The organism is Paenibacillus sp. LS1, assembly GCF_026013365.1.
Classification (GTDB): Bacteria; Bacillota; Bacilli; order Paenibacillales; family Paenibacillaceae; genus Paenibacillus.
This window is the reverse complement of the sequence record NZ_JAPDOE010000001.1, coordinates 349,852-367,547: the sequence shown is the minus strand read 5'-3', so window position 1 is coordinate 367,547 and position 17,696 is coordinate 349,852. Positions and strand designations below refer to the sequence as shown.

Sequence of the window (17,696 nt, the reverse complement as noted above, 5' to 3'; positions counted from 1 at the left end):
GCTGCTACTGCGAACGGTTTAATGCCCGAGTTTGTTCTTTCCGACAAAAGTGAGTATTCCGTACTGGGAAGTATTTCTCCAGCTTTCATTGGTCGTATCATTCCATTTGGCTACGTTCTGCTTGCCTCCGCCCTGATTGTCATTAATTTGAAGATCGAAACCGAGAACATCTCCTGCTTTGGGCGTCAGTGAATGTAATTTGATTCTGGCTTCTACGAGATATCCTTTATTCGTTTTCTTCACAGCACTTACAAGACGTCCGGGTGAGGCACTGCCTGCAAAGGTTCCCACATTGTCTGCACTGATTCTGAACTGGGCATCATCATATTGAAAATACGGTGTGCGCTGGTGATTCTCATCCAGGAAAATCTCAACCGAATCCTGATCCCATGGATTGATACTATCTGTTATGATGTTTGGATCAGTGACGTCGATCAGCAGATATAGATACTCACCTGACCACATTGCGCGAGCCACTGCCTCTGCACCTTCGTTCTGATTCAACCGTTTTACCTCAAATGGTACAGCCTTATTCCATAGGGCGTCTTTCTTCCCATCAATCTGAATAATCCCTTGCACAGCTTGTGCAGATTTGGGCATAGGGGCAAGTTGAATCACGCCGTATTTGCTTGTATCTTGTTCCTGAGATTGTGTTCGATCATTCCAGTACAGTGGACTATAAGGTTGTGTCCCACTTGCAGCGCCATCAGTCACACGGATATCCAAACCGGCTTCATATTCTGATCCGACTTGTATACCACCCCATGGAATGGACAATTCAACCGAATATCCAGTTTTTGTCTCACGTACACGATATGAACGCCGCTCCGCGCCCTCAGCTTTGCCCGAGCGCTTTATGATTATGTGTCGGTCATCTGCTTCATAGGAGGTGGTCTTGCCATTATTGAGATCGACAAAGAGTTCTACTTTGTCATTCACATCTGCCTTCGCATCCTGAACATCCACAAGGATATACAGGTTACTTTGATCCCATAAGGTGCGAAAACTGGCTGATGCCGAAGAATCGCCCTTCAGTGGAGTAGACACCGCTTTGTTCCAGAGCAGATCATAGGACTGTTTTTTGATATCCGGTTTACCTGAAAGTGATACGGCTCTCTGTGTCATAACAGGCAAGCTGGATTCATCCACGAGTCCCCAGTATGCTTTTTTGGCTTTTAGGGCTGAATCAAAAAGCATCGCCTGATTGTTGTAAGACTTTTCATCCTGAAGTCCCCATAAGGTAACTGAAGAAATGTGGTCTTTATGTTTTTTGTACAAATCCAACAGTTCCTTATATCGATACGCCTGTTTTACTGCAACTTCTTCCGGCATATCTTCACCGAATGGAATTCCGCTATCGACATCCAGTTCCGTGATCTGAATATCCAATCCAAGTTCGGCGAACATGTTGATCGTTTTTTCAATTTCCTCGATGGGCGGGGATTCCAGGTTATAGTGGGATTGTAAACCTACTCCATCGATGAGGCCCTTCTCTTTCAGTCGTTTGACCAACTGAACCATATGCTCTCTTTTCTCAGGGATTTCCGTGAAGTATTCGTTGTAGTATAATTTGGCATCCGGATCGGCTGCACGAGCGAATTCATAGGTCTTTTCAATGTAATCCGGCCCGATGAGTTCATAAAAGGGACTTTTACGTAAACCGTTGACGTCACCATTGCTATCCGCAATCGCCTCGTTTACCACATCCCAAGCATAGATCTTACCTTTGTATCGGGTCATAACGGTTTCAACGTAATTCTGAATCCGGGCAAGCAGTAATTCTCGACTCGCAGGGTTACCCTGGGGATCCTTTAGCATCCACTCTGCTGCGTCAATATGCCACAATAGCGCATGTCCGCGTACACCCATCCCATGTTCTTCGGCAAACTGCACATATTGATCCGCTGCCTCGAACTCATAAACACCTTCGGAAGGAGACATGTACTTCGGTTTCATCTCATAGGTTGCTGTTAGGCTGTGAAAGTGCTTCGTGAGCAGTTGTCCATATGCGCCATCCAACTGCCAGCGATACACCGCTGCTCCAATGGGGAAATCATCTTGATACAGGTCCTCCAGAGACAGAATCCCTTCTTCAATCTCCAGTTGCTTGGCCAGAGTAAATGATACATCATCCACATAGAACGATAACGTATCTACGCTATCATCGGAGATGTATGGTGTTTCGATGAACAAATTCAATTCAGTGGGATCATCGCTATACTGAAATTTTCCGGTGATCTTGTGCCAGGTATTCCATTCTGCCTTGGCAATCTTCACGCTGCCGATCGGATTCCAGCTTTCGGCAGTTGTTTTTTTATATGCGGTGAGCTGTAGTGTTTGATTCGTGGTGGGCTCCTGGGTAAGTCTTACATATGCCGTAATTTCGTACTCTTGATTACGCTCAAGCAGATCCTTCATGGATAGCATTGGTCCATGATAGGAGCGCTCACGGTTGGTAACCAGCATACTGGACTGACCTTCGTGTGCTTCCTGCTGTGTCGCTGTCAGGCTTTCGTTACCGATACGTGGAGTCCATCCCTGAAGCGTACCGTCTTCAAAGTTTGTACTCACATGATTTCCCTCCAATTCCGTAACTGCCTTGGCTGCATGTGAGACATTTGAAAATGGAAGCATCCCGAGTACAAGCACAAGAACCAAAGCTGCAATATTCCATTGACGTAACCGTTTCATACAATTCCTCCTCTTGATTGGGTCTCAGTATTTCTGAACGGATTAACATCCAGATAAATGGATTATATTTCTTTGGATAGCGCTTACATATAACAAAATGCTAATAATGATAACAAAATGTTATCATTTGGTAATCTCGCATGAGTTTAGGAAGTTGGAGTTCGACCACAAAAGGCTAATCAAATTCAACCCAAAAAGGACGTTGCCATAAATTCATGGCAACGTCCGAAGAGATTATACATATTTAGGCACGCAACACCCAAACATCATAAGGGTTAATCACTACTTTACCTTCAAGAAGCTTATCGGATATTTCTTCAGTCATAGCCTGCTTTAATTGGACAGTTGCAGGTTCCTTAGCATAGTTTAGCAGTATATAGTACTCTCCTGCAGCCCTTTTCCTTGTGATAACTTCAACGGATTTCGGAATTTCTGCCCAAGGCATAACCGGGTCCGCTATTTGAAGCATATCAAGTAACATATTTGTGCTTTCAAAAGTGAAGAATGTACCAAAATAGATGACTTTTCCTTTGCCCAGCTTCCTGATCGTTACTGCGGGTTCACCTGCGTAATAGTCGCTCTGATATGTGGCAGCAACTTCTACACCTCGGGTATAATCCGGCTTTAATATTTCGTTAAACACATGACTTGGCGTCTGTGCCGGTTTATGATTAAAACATAATTCATTCTTCTCATCCGGATTAAGCATCGTGAAATCACTGATGTGAACGCCGGTTAAATGTTGTAATACGCCAGGAGAAGCAGTCATATAAGCCTGATTTCGATCATCTTTATAACCACTTCGTGGGCCAAGTACAAGCGTTCCTCCTTGCTCAACATAAGCCGTCAGCTTCTCCGCATCTTCAACAGTTAGCAGTTGAGCATTTACATAAAACAAAAGCTCATATTGGCTCAGGTCACGAACTGTATTCAAATTTTGCTTGGACAGCATATCTATACCCAGATGACGCTCGGACAAGGATAAATACACCTGTTCCTCACTATTCCAATATTCATAACCGGTATATCGTTCAATTTTTACGTTACTGTCATTGGCGTAATCATACATAATTGCTGCTCTTGCCTCGACGTCCGTGTTGATGATTATTTGCTCCAGCTTGCTGGTTTCCTCAGCGACACGTCTGGCTTCATCCAGCCTCCAATGCGGCTGATTTCCATATAGATTAAGCCCATGCCACAGCGATTCAGCTCCGTAAGGACATGTTCTCCAACGGAAGTACAGAATTCCGTCTGCTCCGTGAGCAATGGATTGCCAAGTCCAGAGTCTCATTTGACCTGGTTTTGGTGTTGCTTGTAAATAATCATTACGATCCGCGTTCAACACATTTCCGACTTGACCACCTGGTCCAGCTTGTTGCTCTAATACAGTGAATTTAGCCGATAAACCTCGCACACGACTGAGATGTTTACCACTGAGTCGGTCCTTATTCGGATATTTAATGTCTGTACGAAGCAGCTGGAATGCAGGGTAGGAATCATATGACATGAAGTCGACGGTACGCTCCGTTAATTCATAGTTATCAATATTGCTAAATAGTCCATTATGAGTGATAAACTGTTCCTCGGGTAGGGTTCTCTTTAATATATTATATTGCAATTCCGCAAACCGAATGGTGCTTTCAGAAGTGAAAAGGTAAAAATCTAGCAACTGACTTGGGCTATGATACGTGACTGTGGGTTTTGGTAGACATATTTGCTCCCAGGAATTATAAGTTTGTGCCCAGAAAGCCGTCCCCCAAGCGATATTCAGTTCATTCAGATCGCCCTTATACTTCTCTTTACACCACTGACGGAAAACGTTATGGTCACTGTCTGCGAAACTAACATCTGAGTGACAGTTCAACTCATTATCAATCTGCCAACCGATAATAGAATCATTCGTCTTATAATGTTCCGCCATTTTTGTAACTATAGCCTCGCAGAGACGCAAGTACTCTGCAGAAGTATAGTTGTAATGCCTTCTGGAACCGTGCTCCATTTGAACGCCACGAAAGTCCACACGAAGTACTTCTGGATATTTCGTTGTCAACCATGCCGGAGGGGCATACGTGGGTGTTCCCATAATAACTTTCAGTCCAGCGGCAGCAGCCAGTTCGATTGCTGTGTCGAACATCTCGAACTTATAATCCCCTTCGCTCGGCTCCATAATATTCCAAGCCGTCTCACCCATTCGTACGACGTTAAATCCCATTTCCGCCATTCGTTCAAAATCATCTTTCCACATATTCTGGTTCCAATGTTCCGGATAATAACAAACGCCAAGCAAAAATTGATTTCCTTCGTATCTTCTTTGATCTTTTAGCATAATTTGAATGTGCCTCCTATGATCATAGTGATATGTTAAAGCGGACAGTCTTTGTATATTTATCCTTTAACTGCGCCTCCAGTCAAACCTCTAACGAGTGTTTTAGAACCGAACATAAAAATAACGATTAACGGAAGCGTTCCTAGTGTAAGGCCAAGGATACTGGCCGAATAGTCGGTACGGAACATGGTTGATAAATTAGCAATACCCAGCGGAAGGGTGTACAGTTCAGGTTCGTTTAACGTTACAAGCGGTAGCAGATAATTGTTCCACGAACCCAGAAATGCAAGCAACCCAAGTGTGCTGAGGGCAGGCATTAAAAAAGGCGTAACAATTCGGAAGAAAATCGAAAGCTCTCCACATCCATCAATACGTGCACTTTCAATCACTTCCGTAGGCACACTGGATTGGCTGAATTGTGTCATGAAGAAAACGCCAAACGCGTTGTTCAATGCTCCGATAAGCAGCGGGATATGCGTATTGTTCAAATGAAAGAACTTCATTTCCATAACAAAGGCAATGAGCCCTAATTGTCCAGGCACCATCATCGTAAACAAAATGATCAAATAGAACACTTTTTTTCCTGGAAAATTAAACTTCCCGAATGCGTATCCCGTTATGGCTGACATCACGACAGAAATCACAGTAAATAGCACGGCGACATAAAAGCTGTTCCAGTAATTAAGCAGGAAGCCGCCAGACAGAACAGTTTTTAGGTTTTTGATAAAATAACTGCCTGGGAGTAAAGGAAGCTGTTTGAACAAATCTTCAGAGAAGTAGGTCCCCATAACGACCATGATGTAAAATGGAAGCAGGAACAGGATCGTGATCAGCGATAAAATGATCATAACGGACCATTTTGAAATTCTCATGTTAGTCCTCCTTCCGATTCAGCCATTTGATGCCTGCAAGTGAGAATAGGGCAATAAACAAGAATGTCGAATAGGCAATTGCTGCGCCTTTACCGTATTTGAATGAGGAGCCATTAAATGCAGCATCAAACATGTACCAAATGGGTGTAAATGCTGAACCTTCTGGTCCTCCCACAAGAGCTGAGCCTGAAGCCCATCCGCTAAACATTAGCATCGGTTCTTCTACGAGCTGCAGTCCTGCAATAATTGAAGTGATGATTAGAAATAGGTTAATGGGTTTCAGCAAAGGGATCGTAATGTGAAGAAATACGTCTTTAGGTGAGGCGCCGTCGACAACAGCTGCTTCATATATGGATGGCTCCACACTTGCCATACCAGCACAGTAGAACATAATAAAGTAACCGAGATTTTTCCAGAACATCATCAAAATAATGATCCATCTTGCCGTATCTGCTTCTCCCATCCAGTTAATTTTCTCGCTAATAATACCAATCTGAACGAGGAAGTTGTTCAACATTCCACCCTGCCAGTCAAAAACCATGGCGAATATAATACCTATAGCGACCGGAGTTGTCATATAAGGTGTAAAAATGCCCAAACGGAATAAACCTTTACTTCGGATAAATTTGCTCTCGATCATATTGGCGCATAACATCCCGACAATAACGAGCGCCGGTAAATATGCAACAAGATATAAAAGTACATTTCCTAGAGACCTCCAGAAATAGGCATCATGAAAAAACAACTGCTTGTAATTATCGAAGCCAACGAAATCGTGATTGCCAAACAAGTCCCAATTCGTGAAGCTGATGTACAATGTAAAGAGCAACGGGAACAGACCGAATACGGCATAGGCTAAGAAGTACGGAGTAATAAACAAATACGGCCATTTGTGTTTTGCCATGACTTTCATGATTTGACTTCCTCTCTGTGTGTTCTAATAAAAGATAACCGGCAACTTTCTGCCGGTTATCCATCACTGGATTGCTATTTAAACTGAATTTCCGGATGGTTTTTCTGCAGTTCCTTCTTCCAGTTTTCTAGAGCTTGTCCAGCATGATAAGAAGGATCTTTCGTAAACGTTTGCATCGCAAGAGATGAAGCGTTGTAAATATCCTGATCAAATCTGGTGTACGGGTTACTCTTCATTGTTGGAAGAACTTTTTCTGTCCAGAACAAGCCAAGATCTTGGCCGCCATAATAACTGTCAGCTCCGGATGAGAATATAGTCTGATCCTCGAACAAGGATTTTAAAGGTACGAGTGATTCATCAATTTTCATATTCAGATCGCCACCCTCTTTACTTGCAGCAAACCACTCCAGGAACTTCCACGAGATACCTTTGTTCTTCGAATCTTTCCAAATTCCGAGCGATGTTCCTCCATAACTGTACGCGCCATCTGGAGGAAGCATGAGTCCCCATCGCCCGTCGCTGTTTTTGTCATTCGGCTGAATGACGAATTCTGGTGTCCAGTTTGCAGCAGGATAGAACAATACGTTATCCTGAGCATACGAAGCATTCCAAGTCGGAGACCACATGTCCAGCTTAGCAGTGATGTCCGCATTTCTAATGTTTTCTAGAGTAGTGAAAATAGAAGTGACTGCTTGAGTATCCACTTCATCCCCCTTAATAAATTGCTCAGGGTATTGTGGATATACGATGGTGTAAGCGTCCATCATGCCAGCGAGCATAGACGTTTTGCCACCACTTTTTTCTTTGAGTTCCTTACCTTTTGCGATGAATGTGTCCCAATTCGGTAGCATAGCTGCCAATTTTTCCGGATCATCCGTTCCAAAATACTGCTTGGCTAGATCGCGTTTGTATGCCATCGCACCTGGCGAAACAGACCATTGAAGTGAGACGAGTTTTCCTGCGTCATTTTGCAACTGGGGAACTACTGAATCCAATAGCAATGACTTATCAAAGTTGTAAGGTGCGCTTTCGAGATCGTCGAGGATGTTTAATGCAAATAATGCACCGCGAAAGCCTGCTTCTCCCCAAATAATATCAGGCAGATCGCCTCCAGCAGCAACGGAAGTTTGGATTTTTTTCAAGTAATCCTTGGCAGCAACCTCAACAAAATTGATTTTAATGTCTGGATACTTTTTGCTAAAAGCTTCGACTGTGGGCTCATAAAAAGCTTTATTCCACCCCCACATTGTAATTGTGCCTGAATCCACCGCCTGACCTTGTTCTGCAGCCTTGTCTGAACCTTCATCTTTAGAACCACAGCCGGCCAGTAATGCAACTACCATAAAGATTGACAGCATGATAGTCCATCGCTTTTGTTTCATTGTGTTTTGCATGATGAATTCCCCCTTTTGCATTGTGTAGTTCGACCATCAGTTGTGCTTGTTTCCCTGCTCTTTTAGTCTATCTAACCCCAAAATTCGGAACAATGGGACAAATCGATGGTTTTGTATACTATTCGATGATTCCGCTTACAAATTTGGAGGTGTCTCCATGTAAGGTAATCGTAATCGCAGTTCTGTGCCTTCTGTCACTCCCGTTCTCATTTCCAATCCATAAGTTTCTCCACACAAATATTGAATTCGTTGCTGAATATTACGGATGCCGATATTTTTCGTACCACTCTCATTCACTTGTGCTAGTTGACCCTTTCCTCCATTCAACAGACGGTCTAACGTGGAAGCTTCCATTCCACTACCGTTATCGGCTACGGAAACGATAATTGAATCACCTTCCCGCATTGCGCTTATTCGAATTAGTCCGCCATGCTCAAGTTCAGACAACCCGTGAAAAATGGAGTTCTCTACTAACGGCTGCAGCAGACTTCGCGGAATCCATGCGCCAAGTAACTCATCGGGAACATCCCACTCCAGCTCAAAACGATCTGCATAACGATATTGTTGAATGACTACATAATGTCGTGTAAGAGTCCGTTCCTTTTCAAGGTTTGTAAATAAGTCTTGTCCGCCTACATGAACAGCATCCTGCATAATGGCAATCAGTGCTTCTACCATGCCCTCTATCGCCTCGAGTCGACGTTTTCGTGATAGATAGACCACGGTGTTAAGTGTGTTGTATATAAAATGGGGGTTAATCTGAGCGAAAAGGAGTTCAGAGGACATACGACGTTGGCGCTTTTCTTGCTCCCGTTGTTCTCTCATTTGTTGTTCAATGCTGCTGATCATGGATTCAAATCCGTGTTTTAATATCATCAGTTCATCTTTGGTATTAAAGTTTAACTGAATATCGTAATTACCGATGCTGACCTGTTTCATCGCTCGTGACATGGATGAGATGGGTCTTGTCATACTGGAAATAAGGGGTGTGAACATCAAGAAGCATAATATTATGCAGACAGCAAAAAAGAAGCAAAAATATATAATTGCAGTCTGAATAGACTCGTAGAAACGGTCACGAGATATGAAGGTGATGATTGACCATTCGGTATTATGCAAACTTTTGCTCAGGTAAAATCCCTTCTGTTCTACCTTCTCAGGCAGTGCCTTCTTCGCTTGTTCTACAATAATCGGGTGGTCTTCCGATGTAAAACCATGATTTAAAAGTAAATCTGTACCGTTGTTAAACCAGGCGTATCGATCAAATGACAAATCCAAATATCCGATAATATCCGTGAACGCTTCCATTCTAATGTTTAGAAGTAATAGCCCACTTCCACCTGAAGTATCACTCACTCGAATAAAAAAACTAATAACCTGTTTTCCTTCAGAAAGAGACGAATTATGAGGAAGGGTAAATCCGCTTTTGGCTGAATTATGGAGGACATTTTGCAACCAGGGCTTATTCATTTCATCCTGGTAATACGTATCAAAGGTAAGGGATGACCAGAACACCCTGCCATCCGTCCGAATAATAGCGGATGAATCCAAATAATCCCGTAATACATTGAATTTCGTCAGTTGTTGTACAACATCTGAATATGCGGAAAGTTCACTATAGATCGAATCATAGTTGGTCTTGGTCGCAAACTGTTGGATCAATTCGTCGTTTGCCATATTAGCAGAATATTTGCGGATATCTTCAATAAGTTGATTCATTTGCACCTCGATCTGCTGCAAGTGGATTTCCCCGTCTCGGAGGGTCTGTCGTTCAAGTAAAGAGTAAAAGTAACCTAAAGCGAGCAATCCGCACGCAGTTAATGATAATGTGACAATAAGAATAACACTGCCTAGAATTTTGTGTTTGATTCGTTGTTTCATCGTTGTTTCACCGCTTCCTACGTGAAGTCTTTTGGGTGTTTGGAGGTTGATTTTCTAAATACTTTTGAGAAGTATTGACTTGAGTTATACCCGACTCGTTCGGAAACTTCATAAATTTTATAATGACCTTGTCGAAGCATTTCTTTTGCTTTTTCGATCCGATACTCCGTCATATAATCCGATAAAGTTTGCCCCGTCTCTCTTTTAAATAAGGCGCGTAGATGGGCAATGCTAATTTGCAAGTGTTGAGCAATCAACTCTAGTGACAGATCAGAATTCCCATAATGTTCCTGAACATATTCCATCGCTTTCAGCACCCAACGAGAATACGTTTGATTTGAAGCCAGGGAGGTGTGAATAAGTTGCTTCAAGGTATCTCTAATCTCCATACTATTTCGCCCAAGCAAGAGATGAGGTGCTGCTTGATACTGATCTGACAAGACGCGTCCCAGCTCTCGCAAAACGTAACGCAGTCCTTTCTCATCCTGATTCTTGTCCAGTATTTCATCCCAAAGTCTATCGAGCAGAGACAAGGAAAGCTCTGCGTTACCTTTGTTCAGAGCTTCAATAACAGGTTTAAGTCTGGATTGTAACAACTGATGATCATCCGTTTGATTAGAAAAAGAGGAATCAGATTCTGTTTGCACAGCGAATACCGTACCATTGGTCAAAAATAAACCATTCCGCGATGCACTGAGGAGTTTTAGAAAGCTACTGTGCAGTTCTTCCCGTTTCGTCAGTAAAGTCACATATAGGTTGGGTCTAATTGGAGCTTGAGTGTACACTGCGTATTGAGACTGCAACCATCTTGAAAAGCTCTGGACCTCATTCCAACAAAATAAATAGCTGTGATGATTAATACATTTAAGGACTACTATATGTCCACCATCCTCTGTAGCAAACATGGAAAGCCAATGTAACTCTTGATGTTGGTTCGCGTGTAACTTCTCCAATTCTTTAAGTATCATTTCATTCAGTGGGGACACTTCGTGGCGAATTTCTCCGTCTAGCGTGTACAGGGATGGGATCTTCAGATAAATCATAATAAGTAATCCGTTAAGCTCCTTAAGGAATGGTCTGAGCAAGACATCTGTGTGTTCTTCGGACTGAGCCTTGCCTGCAACCATGTCATAAATGATATTTTGTTTCAACCGGTTGAGCTTGGTTGTCTCCAATTGGACTTCTTCTTTGATTTGCAGTAGTTCATCGAGCAGGCGATTTTGACTTATTTCGTGCTTAAGGACATAGTTGGATGCTTTCAATTCAAGAGCCTGTCGTACATAATCAAAATCGCGATAGGCCGTCAGGAAGATCAGGCGGGTTCCCGGATTCAATTCTTGTATTTTTCTGCCTAATGTCAGCCCATCCATATTCGGCATGGAAATGTCTGTTATGACGATAAGCGGACGGTATTTGCGAAACAATTCAAGCGCTTTCAAACTACTTGTTGTTTTGGCTATGACGTGAAATCCATACTGCTCCCATGGAACAATTTCGTATACATTTTCCAAGGCAAGCGGTTCATCGTCTACAAGTAGAATTTCCATATATAAATCACCCTTCTGGCTAGCTCTCACGATTCGAGCCTATATCATATTTGCTTACATTCAAACATACTAACAAAAATTATTCAATTAAATTATTAGGGTACATATTATTCCAAATGTTTATTAATAGAGATACATTAAGGGATGATTCCTATTAAAACGAAGAAAACACTATCATGACGATAGTGTTTATATCTGTTTAATGACACGTACGCTCACAATGTACGGACGTTGATTCAACATGATAACAACATCTGTTACTCCTGTTCCGACGCCCGTTATCGTACCGTCTAGTTGTATCGTGGCGACCCGAGAGTTCATGGAATGAAACGTGGCTTCGGAGTTTATCTCAATTGTGCGCCCAAATCCATCGGATTTTAGCAGCGGAAGCCTGATCTGCTCACCTTGGCGAAGAACAATATCGTTATGAGGAACATATACCTCTCCCTCCATTCGCGGGCCAGTATGAGAATAATAATAATAATCGATGTCTACATAGCCCTGATTTTCCGTCTGATTATAACAATACAGCCCTATATTGTTGCCGCGATACCCTCCCCACCGCAAAGGGTACTGGTTACCGAATCTACACCATTCTGTCCCATTCGTACTGTAATAGAACACACTGACACACTCGGCATTCACTCGGGTAGCCAGCCAGATCTCTGTCTGATTCGCATCCAACTCTGGTCCATATTCCGATTTACCGTTTACCTCAGTATACATTCTCCTCTTTCCATCTTGCTGTACAACGCCGATCATGGCATAGTCCACGCCCCCATTAAAATGGACCAGGCCTCCTCGAAGCCCATCCGACATTCCCGCTAGATCAAGCTTGGTATCAACCTGTAGCCCTGTTGTCATGAGATATCGTTGAGATAGCGTATTGCCAGCCCGGAAAAAGCCGCCTCCCTTGAGAGGCCTGAAACCCTTCAGTCGCAAGTGTCCCGGCCGTTCGGCGAGAGACCAATATTCTGCACGAGGTTCATGATTCCATTGCCACCTAGGTGACAGATGAAGCTGATCAAACTCGTCACTTCCTTGCGGTTGTTCGACAGGATGTCCTTGCACAGGCTTTGGAGCTTCCCAAGTCATTCTGCCATTAGGAAAACCATGCTCGATTTCGCCAAAATAAGGCCAGTCATCAATCCATGTCACAGGAATCAGATGTACTTTGCGTCCGGCTACGCCACCGTCATCGTATTGGCCGATAAAATACCATTTTCCATCCGGTGTATCGATGAAAGCACCCTGTGAGGGAAACTGATGACCCATAAAACGAATGTCATACGATCCGAGATCGCCTGGTCCTCCTGCCGATCCGTCAGGCATGGTACCGTATAAGTGCCTTGAGCGCTTGATATAACCTCCGCGTCCTGCAGGACTTCTTCCCTGAAAATCGACGTTAAATAAAAAGTAATAACCATTATGCTTAAATATTTTATTACCTTCCGTACCTTCAATCTGATAAAAAATCGTACCTGAACCTGGAAGGTCATCCACATCCACGTCGAGTAGATGGGCGCCATCCGGGCTCATTTGAAAGATGTAAAGAGAGTGGGTCCCGAGATATGCCGCGGCAAGATAAGCTTTTCCATCATCATCCCAAAATGCATCCGGGTCTGTCCATGGCTCTACTCGAAGCAGCTTGCCATTCTTGTCTTTTAACTGGTTTACTTGCCATGGACCTTCCGCCTGTTTGGCTGTGGCAACGAAGAAACCTTCCCCTTTATAACAATTCACGTATACTCTGAATACTCCTTCATGATAGTGAATGGATGGTGCGAAAATTCCATGGCCATAATTATCCATCTGATCCCAATTGAATTTGGGGCCAAGCACAGAGACATGCTTGATGGCATAACTAATCGTCTTCCAATTCACCAAATCCTTGGAATGAAGGATGACTACGCCGCCAGAATTCTGGAAGGTCGATGAGGCCAAATAATAATCATCCCCCACCCGTACCACATCTGCATCACTATAATCACCTGGAAGTACAGGATTACAATAGCGACCATTACCTTGGTCTCCCCAAGGCTGGGGGAACCCCGAGTTTATATAACGATGTTCATTGTTTTCTTTGCGCATATAGGTCTGATGGCAGGTTTTCCAACCGCTCTCCCTCCTGTATGAGTTGTCATTAGATTTGATCTGTATCTTGAAACGGAACGAATACGCGCAATTGTCCTCCATCCAGCGATAAGCGGATCTGGCTCTGCATTTCCGGGATGATCTCCTTGTTGCGTGTATCCATTAACGAGTACATGTAATTCAACTCTGCTATTGTACGCTCGTCACTTGTGTTGACAACCAGTATGGCTTCGACACGATCCATATTCATGATCTGGTAAGCTGATATACGCTCTTCCGAGCAAGGTATTGGCTTAATGTGCAGACCTTCGCTACCTGTTGGATGAGCATAAAGTACTGTCAGTATTGGCTCGTTTTCTCCAGCCTTTACTCTCAGATAGCTTAACTGTGACTTTCCTTCCACCGGTGGTGCAAGGGCACAGCTTCTCCCCCACTCATGGGTGATGTCAACACGCTGCGGAAGCAGGCTGGTTGTCTCCACGTCTATCCCATAATGGCCACTCGACAAAGCACGACGGTCTTCAATGACCGTTGATGTAGCGGCTAAGGGTAGATTCATTCTCGTTCCTTCTCGCGCATCCCGGATCACATCCCATAGAATCAGGGCATCCAGTCCATTTTTCACGTATGCGATATGACGAGTATGGCTGCCTGCACCTGTTGGACTCTGAATACGTATCGTAATCTCATCTAACAGATCAGAAGTACGTAAATGCTGGACTTCACTCACCCGCGGCATATCGACGTATTGCCCCTTATGACGGAACTGTACTACGCTATGGGATGATGAACCTTTATACCAAGCGAATGTGCTGTCAAAATAACTTTCCACCCCTGGATCGACAACCAGTGGAATCCCATTCACATACCAAATAAAGGAACCCTGATCATGATGTCCATGTCCTACAGGTGTCTGGCTTGAAATTACCGACAGGTAGCGTTCATTCGGACTATTAAAGTTCTGGCGGAACAAATATAAACCAATATCTTCGAAACGTTGTGAAGTCAAATTCAGTGTTTTTGAATCAGAGGCCAAGGTATCGATCCGGGATGGCATGAAAAAGTTTTCCAGCATATTCGATTCCACCCCGAATCCGCATAAAGGCTTTCCAGCCCTCGTCCATGTCTCATATACCTGTGCTCCGAGTTCAGGATCAGAAGAGAAAATCTCATCCACATAAAGTCCTAGAACTGCGAAGCCCACACCGTCATCGAGCGTATGATCTCCGAAGTTGGGTGTACTGATTTTGTTATCAAAAAACACATAGGGCGGTGTTTGTACCGACAACGCATATTGGAATGTACTGCTAAAGCGCGTACCCTGGAACCAATTCTCTCCCGTCATGTGACGAAGCGTCTTGGCGAATGTGCCATAACGCTGAATGACAGCGAACAGATAACGGATCGACTCGGGCCAGGAGCCATCCTCGTTAATGTGATAGTCCAGCTGACCTTTCAGGATTAAGCGGCCATTATCCAGCCATTGTCTTGCATGTGGCATCTCCGGAAATGCCATCGCCAGCATAGCTGCCCCTGCCGCCATGTCTGTCTGCCAGTTACTGGTCCCCTGCTGGGCACGATATGCTCCAAGTTCGGTTCGATCACGCAGATCCATCAGATCACGGATCAGATAATCCAGTTGCGCCATCATCCGGTCGTATTCCTCATGAGAGAATACATTCGCTTCCCGGATCAGTGAATATGAGGTGGCAATCAGCGTAGTGACACGTCCGATCTGTACTGCACCATATGCATCCAGCCCGTCAGGACGTACATTATGAACAAGCCAGGACTCTACACCCTGACAATAATCATTCAGCAGCCATAACATCTGGAGTTTTACCTTTTCAGCATAACTCCGCTCGCCCGTCAAAGCATACATCAATGCATCTGCCTGAAAAGACACCGTGAGCTGAAGCTCAGGATTTCCTGGCAGGGATTTCTTGTTATGAAGGCCTCGGAAAGAACCTACCTCTCTCCCAGAGGCATCCTTGAACGTGAGTACAGCCTGAACTCCCTGCTTAAATTTCCCTTCGACCTTTGCAAAATAAGTGAGCGTGTAGTTCACCCCGCCTTGCAGCGGGATGTCCTTCTCATACGCCCAAGCCCCCTCGTCTTCCGACGTCGGGTTCTCCAGATATATGGAATGATTGCCTTCCTGTACATATTCCTTTTGATCTTCCCTGCGCAGTATGGGCTCCCCCTTGATTGCCACGGGCGTCCAATGGTTCGGAAGTTGATTTCCTTCGTCGAACCCGCTATTTTCAATCTCCAGATTGGCATCATGTGCAGGCAGAATGTCTACACGATCAATCCAGACATGCCCCAGTTTGCCATGTTCCTTGTTCTCTTCTGAAGGAAGAACGAAGGCGAGGGATGCTGACACTGCGTTTTCTGGCGGGGTAAAGGTAAGCAGCCGTGAGCGGGTCCACAAACCGAATTGTTCATTGAGTAAAGTCCAGTCCGGTTGTTCCTGCATGACGGATACATACGATTGCAGATCGGACAGACTTCTGCGTTCAGTCCATTCCCTGACCTTCCCGAATTCACGCGAAAGCTCCGCATTTTGTTCAATTTTTGCTCTAAGGTCATCCAGTCCCTGTTCGGTGAAAAACAAATTCCACGCTCCGGGAAAATCGCTGCGTAATACCCGGCTATGCCGCAGATCACGCATCGCGTTGAGAAGACGAACCAGCGCCCTGCCGGACTCTGATATGCTTTCCCGCTCTAGCGATGAGCGGGCTATACATTCCATATTGGCTAATTCCTGCTCTAACTGCCGATAAGCTTCAGGTTTAACCTGTCCCAGTCCGCTACCCGGCTGTTCATCCTCCAGGATTCGCTTCGCTCGCTGGCAAAGTTCGATTGCTTTTTGCTGCCATGCATCCTTCTGCACATCATCCCAGAATAGCTCAATCAGCGGTCTCTTCTGCTCCTCGGGGTGATTGCAGGTGTAGAATCCGCAAGGCAGTTCTCCTTCTGCGAGGGACAGTGCCAGCTGTACTTGTTCACCGTCCTCGATAGAACGAATGACATACCTGGACAGATCGGCATAACTGAACCCTTCAGCGAAGCCAAGCTGGAAAGAACGAAGATAATGATCCGTACCAGGCATCATCTCCAGTTGCTGTTCTACCTGGCGATATGTCAGCTGCTCCAGTGTCATGAAATCGCGATTGGAATGATCTACAGCATATAGATCTGCGCGTTTACCATCGATATGATGATTGACTAGCCGTAGACGAGCATGGCGAAGTCTACGTTGACCTACAGAAGGCAACTTAAATGATAAATAGGCTATGCTACCCGGATTAAGTTCTACGGTTGGTCGGTCACCCTGCGACAGCTCTGGACTACTTTCGTGTACACATCCGATGGAAGAAGCATATACCGTTTCCGTCTGGTAACAGTCCGTCATAATGTGCTGATAGGTGTACCACTCCAGTGCAGGTCCAAGCCCGTATGTGCCCATGCTGTAGCTGGGTGCCATCGTACAATGCTCCGTCACTGCCTGGATATCTTCATCCGCTCGAGGTTTCACAAAAGCACGATTGCGAACAAATGGCGCTGTGTACGTTCCATTCAGCGCGGCCTCTGCCCGCTCGATCTGATCCAGCAGGGCTATCTTTGCACCTTCCGTGTATTGCTCTGCCTCTATGAGCAGTATGGCCCGGGCTTTGAATACAAGACGGGTAAGCTCTCGTCGATATGTTGAATATTCAAGCAGGTTCTTCTCTTCATTGATGATCCGGTTGGAACAATGTACCCGGCTCAGGAATTGGTCCATTCCATCGAGTAGTTGCCGGGTACACGACTTGTCTCGCTGCGCGTGTTCTTCTACTTCCAGGAGCGCGACAATTACCTTCCAATCGTAGTCGGCGTATTGCCCCGGTTCAGTTCCTACTACTGCACGCTCCACCCAACGTTTGGCTAATGTCAGGACGGAGCCAGTTTCCTTCGTTTTCACCATGATACTAT

Annotated in this window: 9 protein-coding genes; all 9 read right to left on the bottom strand. The window is 44.7% G+C overall.

All coding sequences use genetic code 11. The annotated features are described in order from the left end of the window. Positions 1 to 18 precede the first annotated feature (18 nt). The 9 genes from OM416_RS01515 to OM416_RS01475 all read right to left on the bottom strand — a co-directional run bounded on the left by OM416_RS01515 (position 19) and on the right by OM416_RS01475 (position 17,688). Positions 19 to 2,691: an endo-1,4-beta-xylanase gene (locus tag OM416_RS01515; RefSeq protein WP_264926334.1), complete on the bottom strand. Its 2,673-nt coding sequence runs from the start codon at positions 2,689 to 2,691 to the stop codon at positions 19 to 21. Between the two features lie 244 nt (positions 2,692 to 2,935). After that, entirely contained in the window at positions 2,936 to 5,017 is a 2,082-nt protein-coding gene (locus OM416_RS01510; RefSeq protein ID WP_264926333.1) for a beta-galactosidase, read from the bottom strand. Positions 5,018 to 5,076: 59 nt separating this feature from the next. Beyond that, the gene (locus tag OM416_RS01505; RefSeq protein WP_264926332.1) at positions 5,077 to 5,889 is read right to left on the bottom strand and encodes a carbohydrate ABC transporter permease; all 813 of its coding nucleotides are present in this window, start codon (positions 5,887 to 5,889) and stop codon (positions 5,077 to 5,079) included. Position 5,890: 1 nt separating this feature from the next. Then, entirely contained in the window at positions 5,891 to 6,802 is a 912-nt protein-coding gene (locus OM416_RS01500) for a carbohydrate ABC transporter permease (protein WP_264926331.1), read from the bottom strand. A gap of 74 nt (positions 6,803 to 6,876) precedes the next feature. Beyond that, complete coding sequence (locus OM416_RS01495; protein ID WP_264926330.1) at positions 6,877 to 8,196, bottom strand: ABC transporter substrate-binding protein; 1,320 nt, start codon at positions 8,194 to 8,196, stop codon at positions 6,877 to 6,879. Positions 8,197 to 8,331: 135 nt separating this feature from the next. After that, complete coding sequence (locus OM416_RS01490; protein WP_264926329.1) at positions 8,332 to 10,077, bottom strand: sensor histidine kinase; 1,746 nt, start codon at positions 10,075 to 10,077, stop codon at positions 8,332 to 8,334. A 17-nt stretch (positions 10,078 to 10,094) separates the two neighbouring features. Then, positions 10,095 to 11,624, bottom strand: coding sequence for a response regulator transcription factor (locus OM416_RS01485; RefSeq protein ID WP_264926328.1), 1,530 nt, complete (start codon positions 11,622 to 11,624; stop codon positions 10,095 to 10,097). Between the two features lie 189 nt (positions 11,625 to 11,813). Further along, positions 11,814 to 13,715 carry a glycoside hydrolase 43 family protein gene (locus OM416_RS01480; RefSeq protein ID WP_264926327.1) on the bottom strand — a complete coding sequence of 634 codons (1,902 nt, stop codon included), beginning with the start codon at positions 13,713 to 13,715 and terminating at the stop codon, positions 11,814 to 11,816. Positions 13,716 to 13,767: 52 nt separating this feature from the next. Next, positions 13,768 to 17,688 carry a heparinase II/III-family protein gene (locus OM416_RS01475; protein WP_264926326.1) on the bottom strand — a complete coding sequence of 1,307 codons (3,921 nt, stop codon included), beginning with the start codon at positions 17,686 to 17,688 and terminating at the stop codon, positions 13,768 to 13,770. Positions 17,689 to 17,696 lie beyond the last annotated feature (8 nt).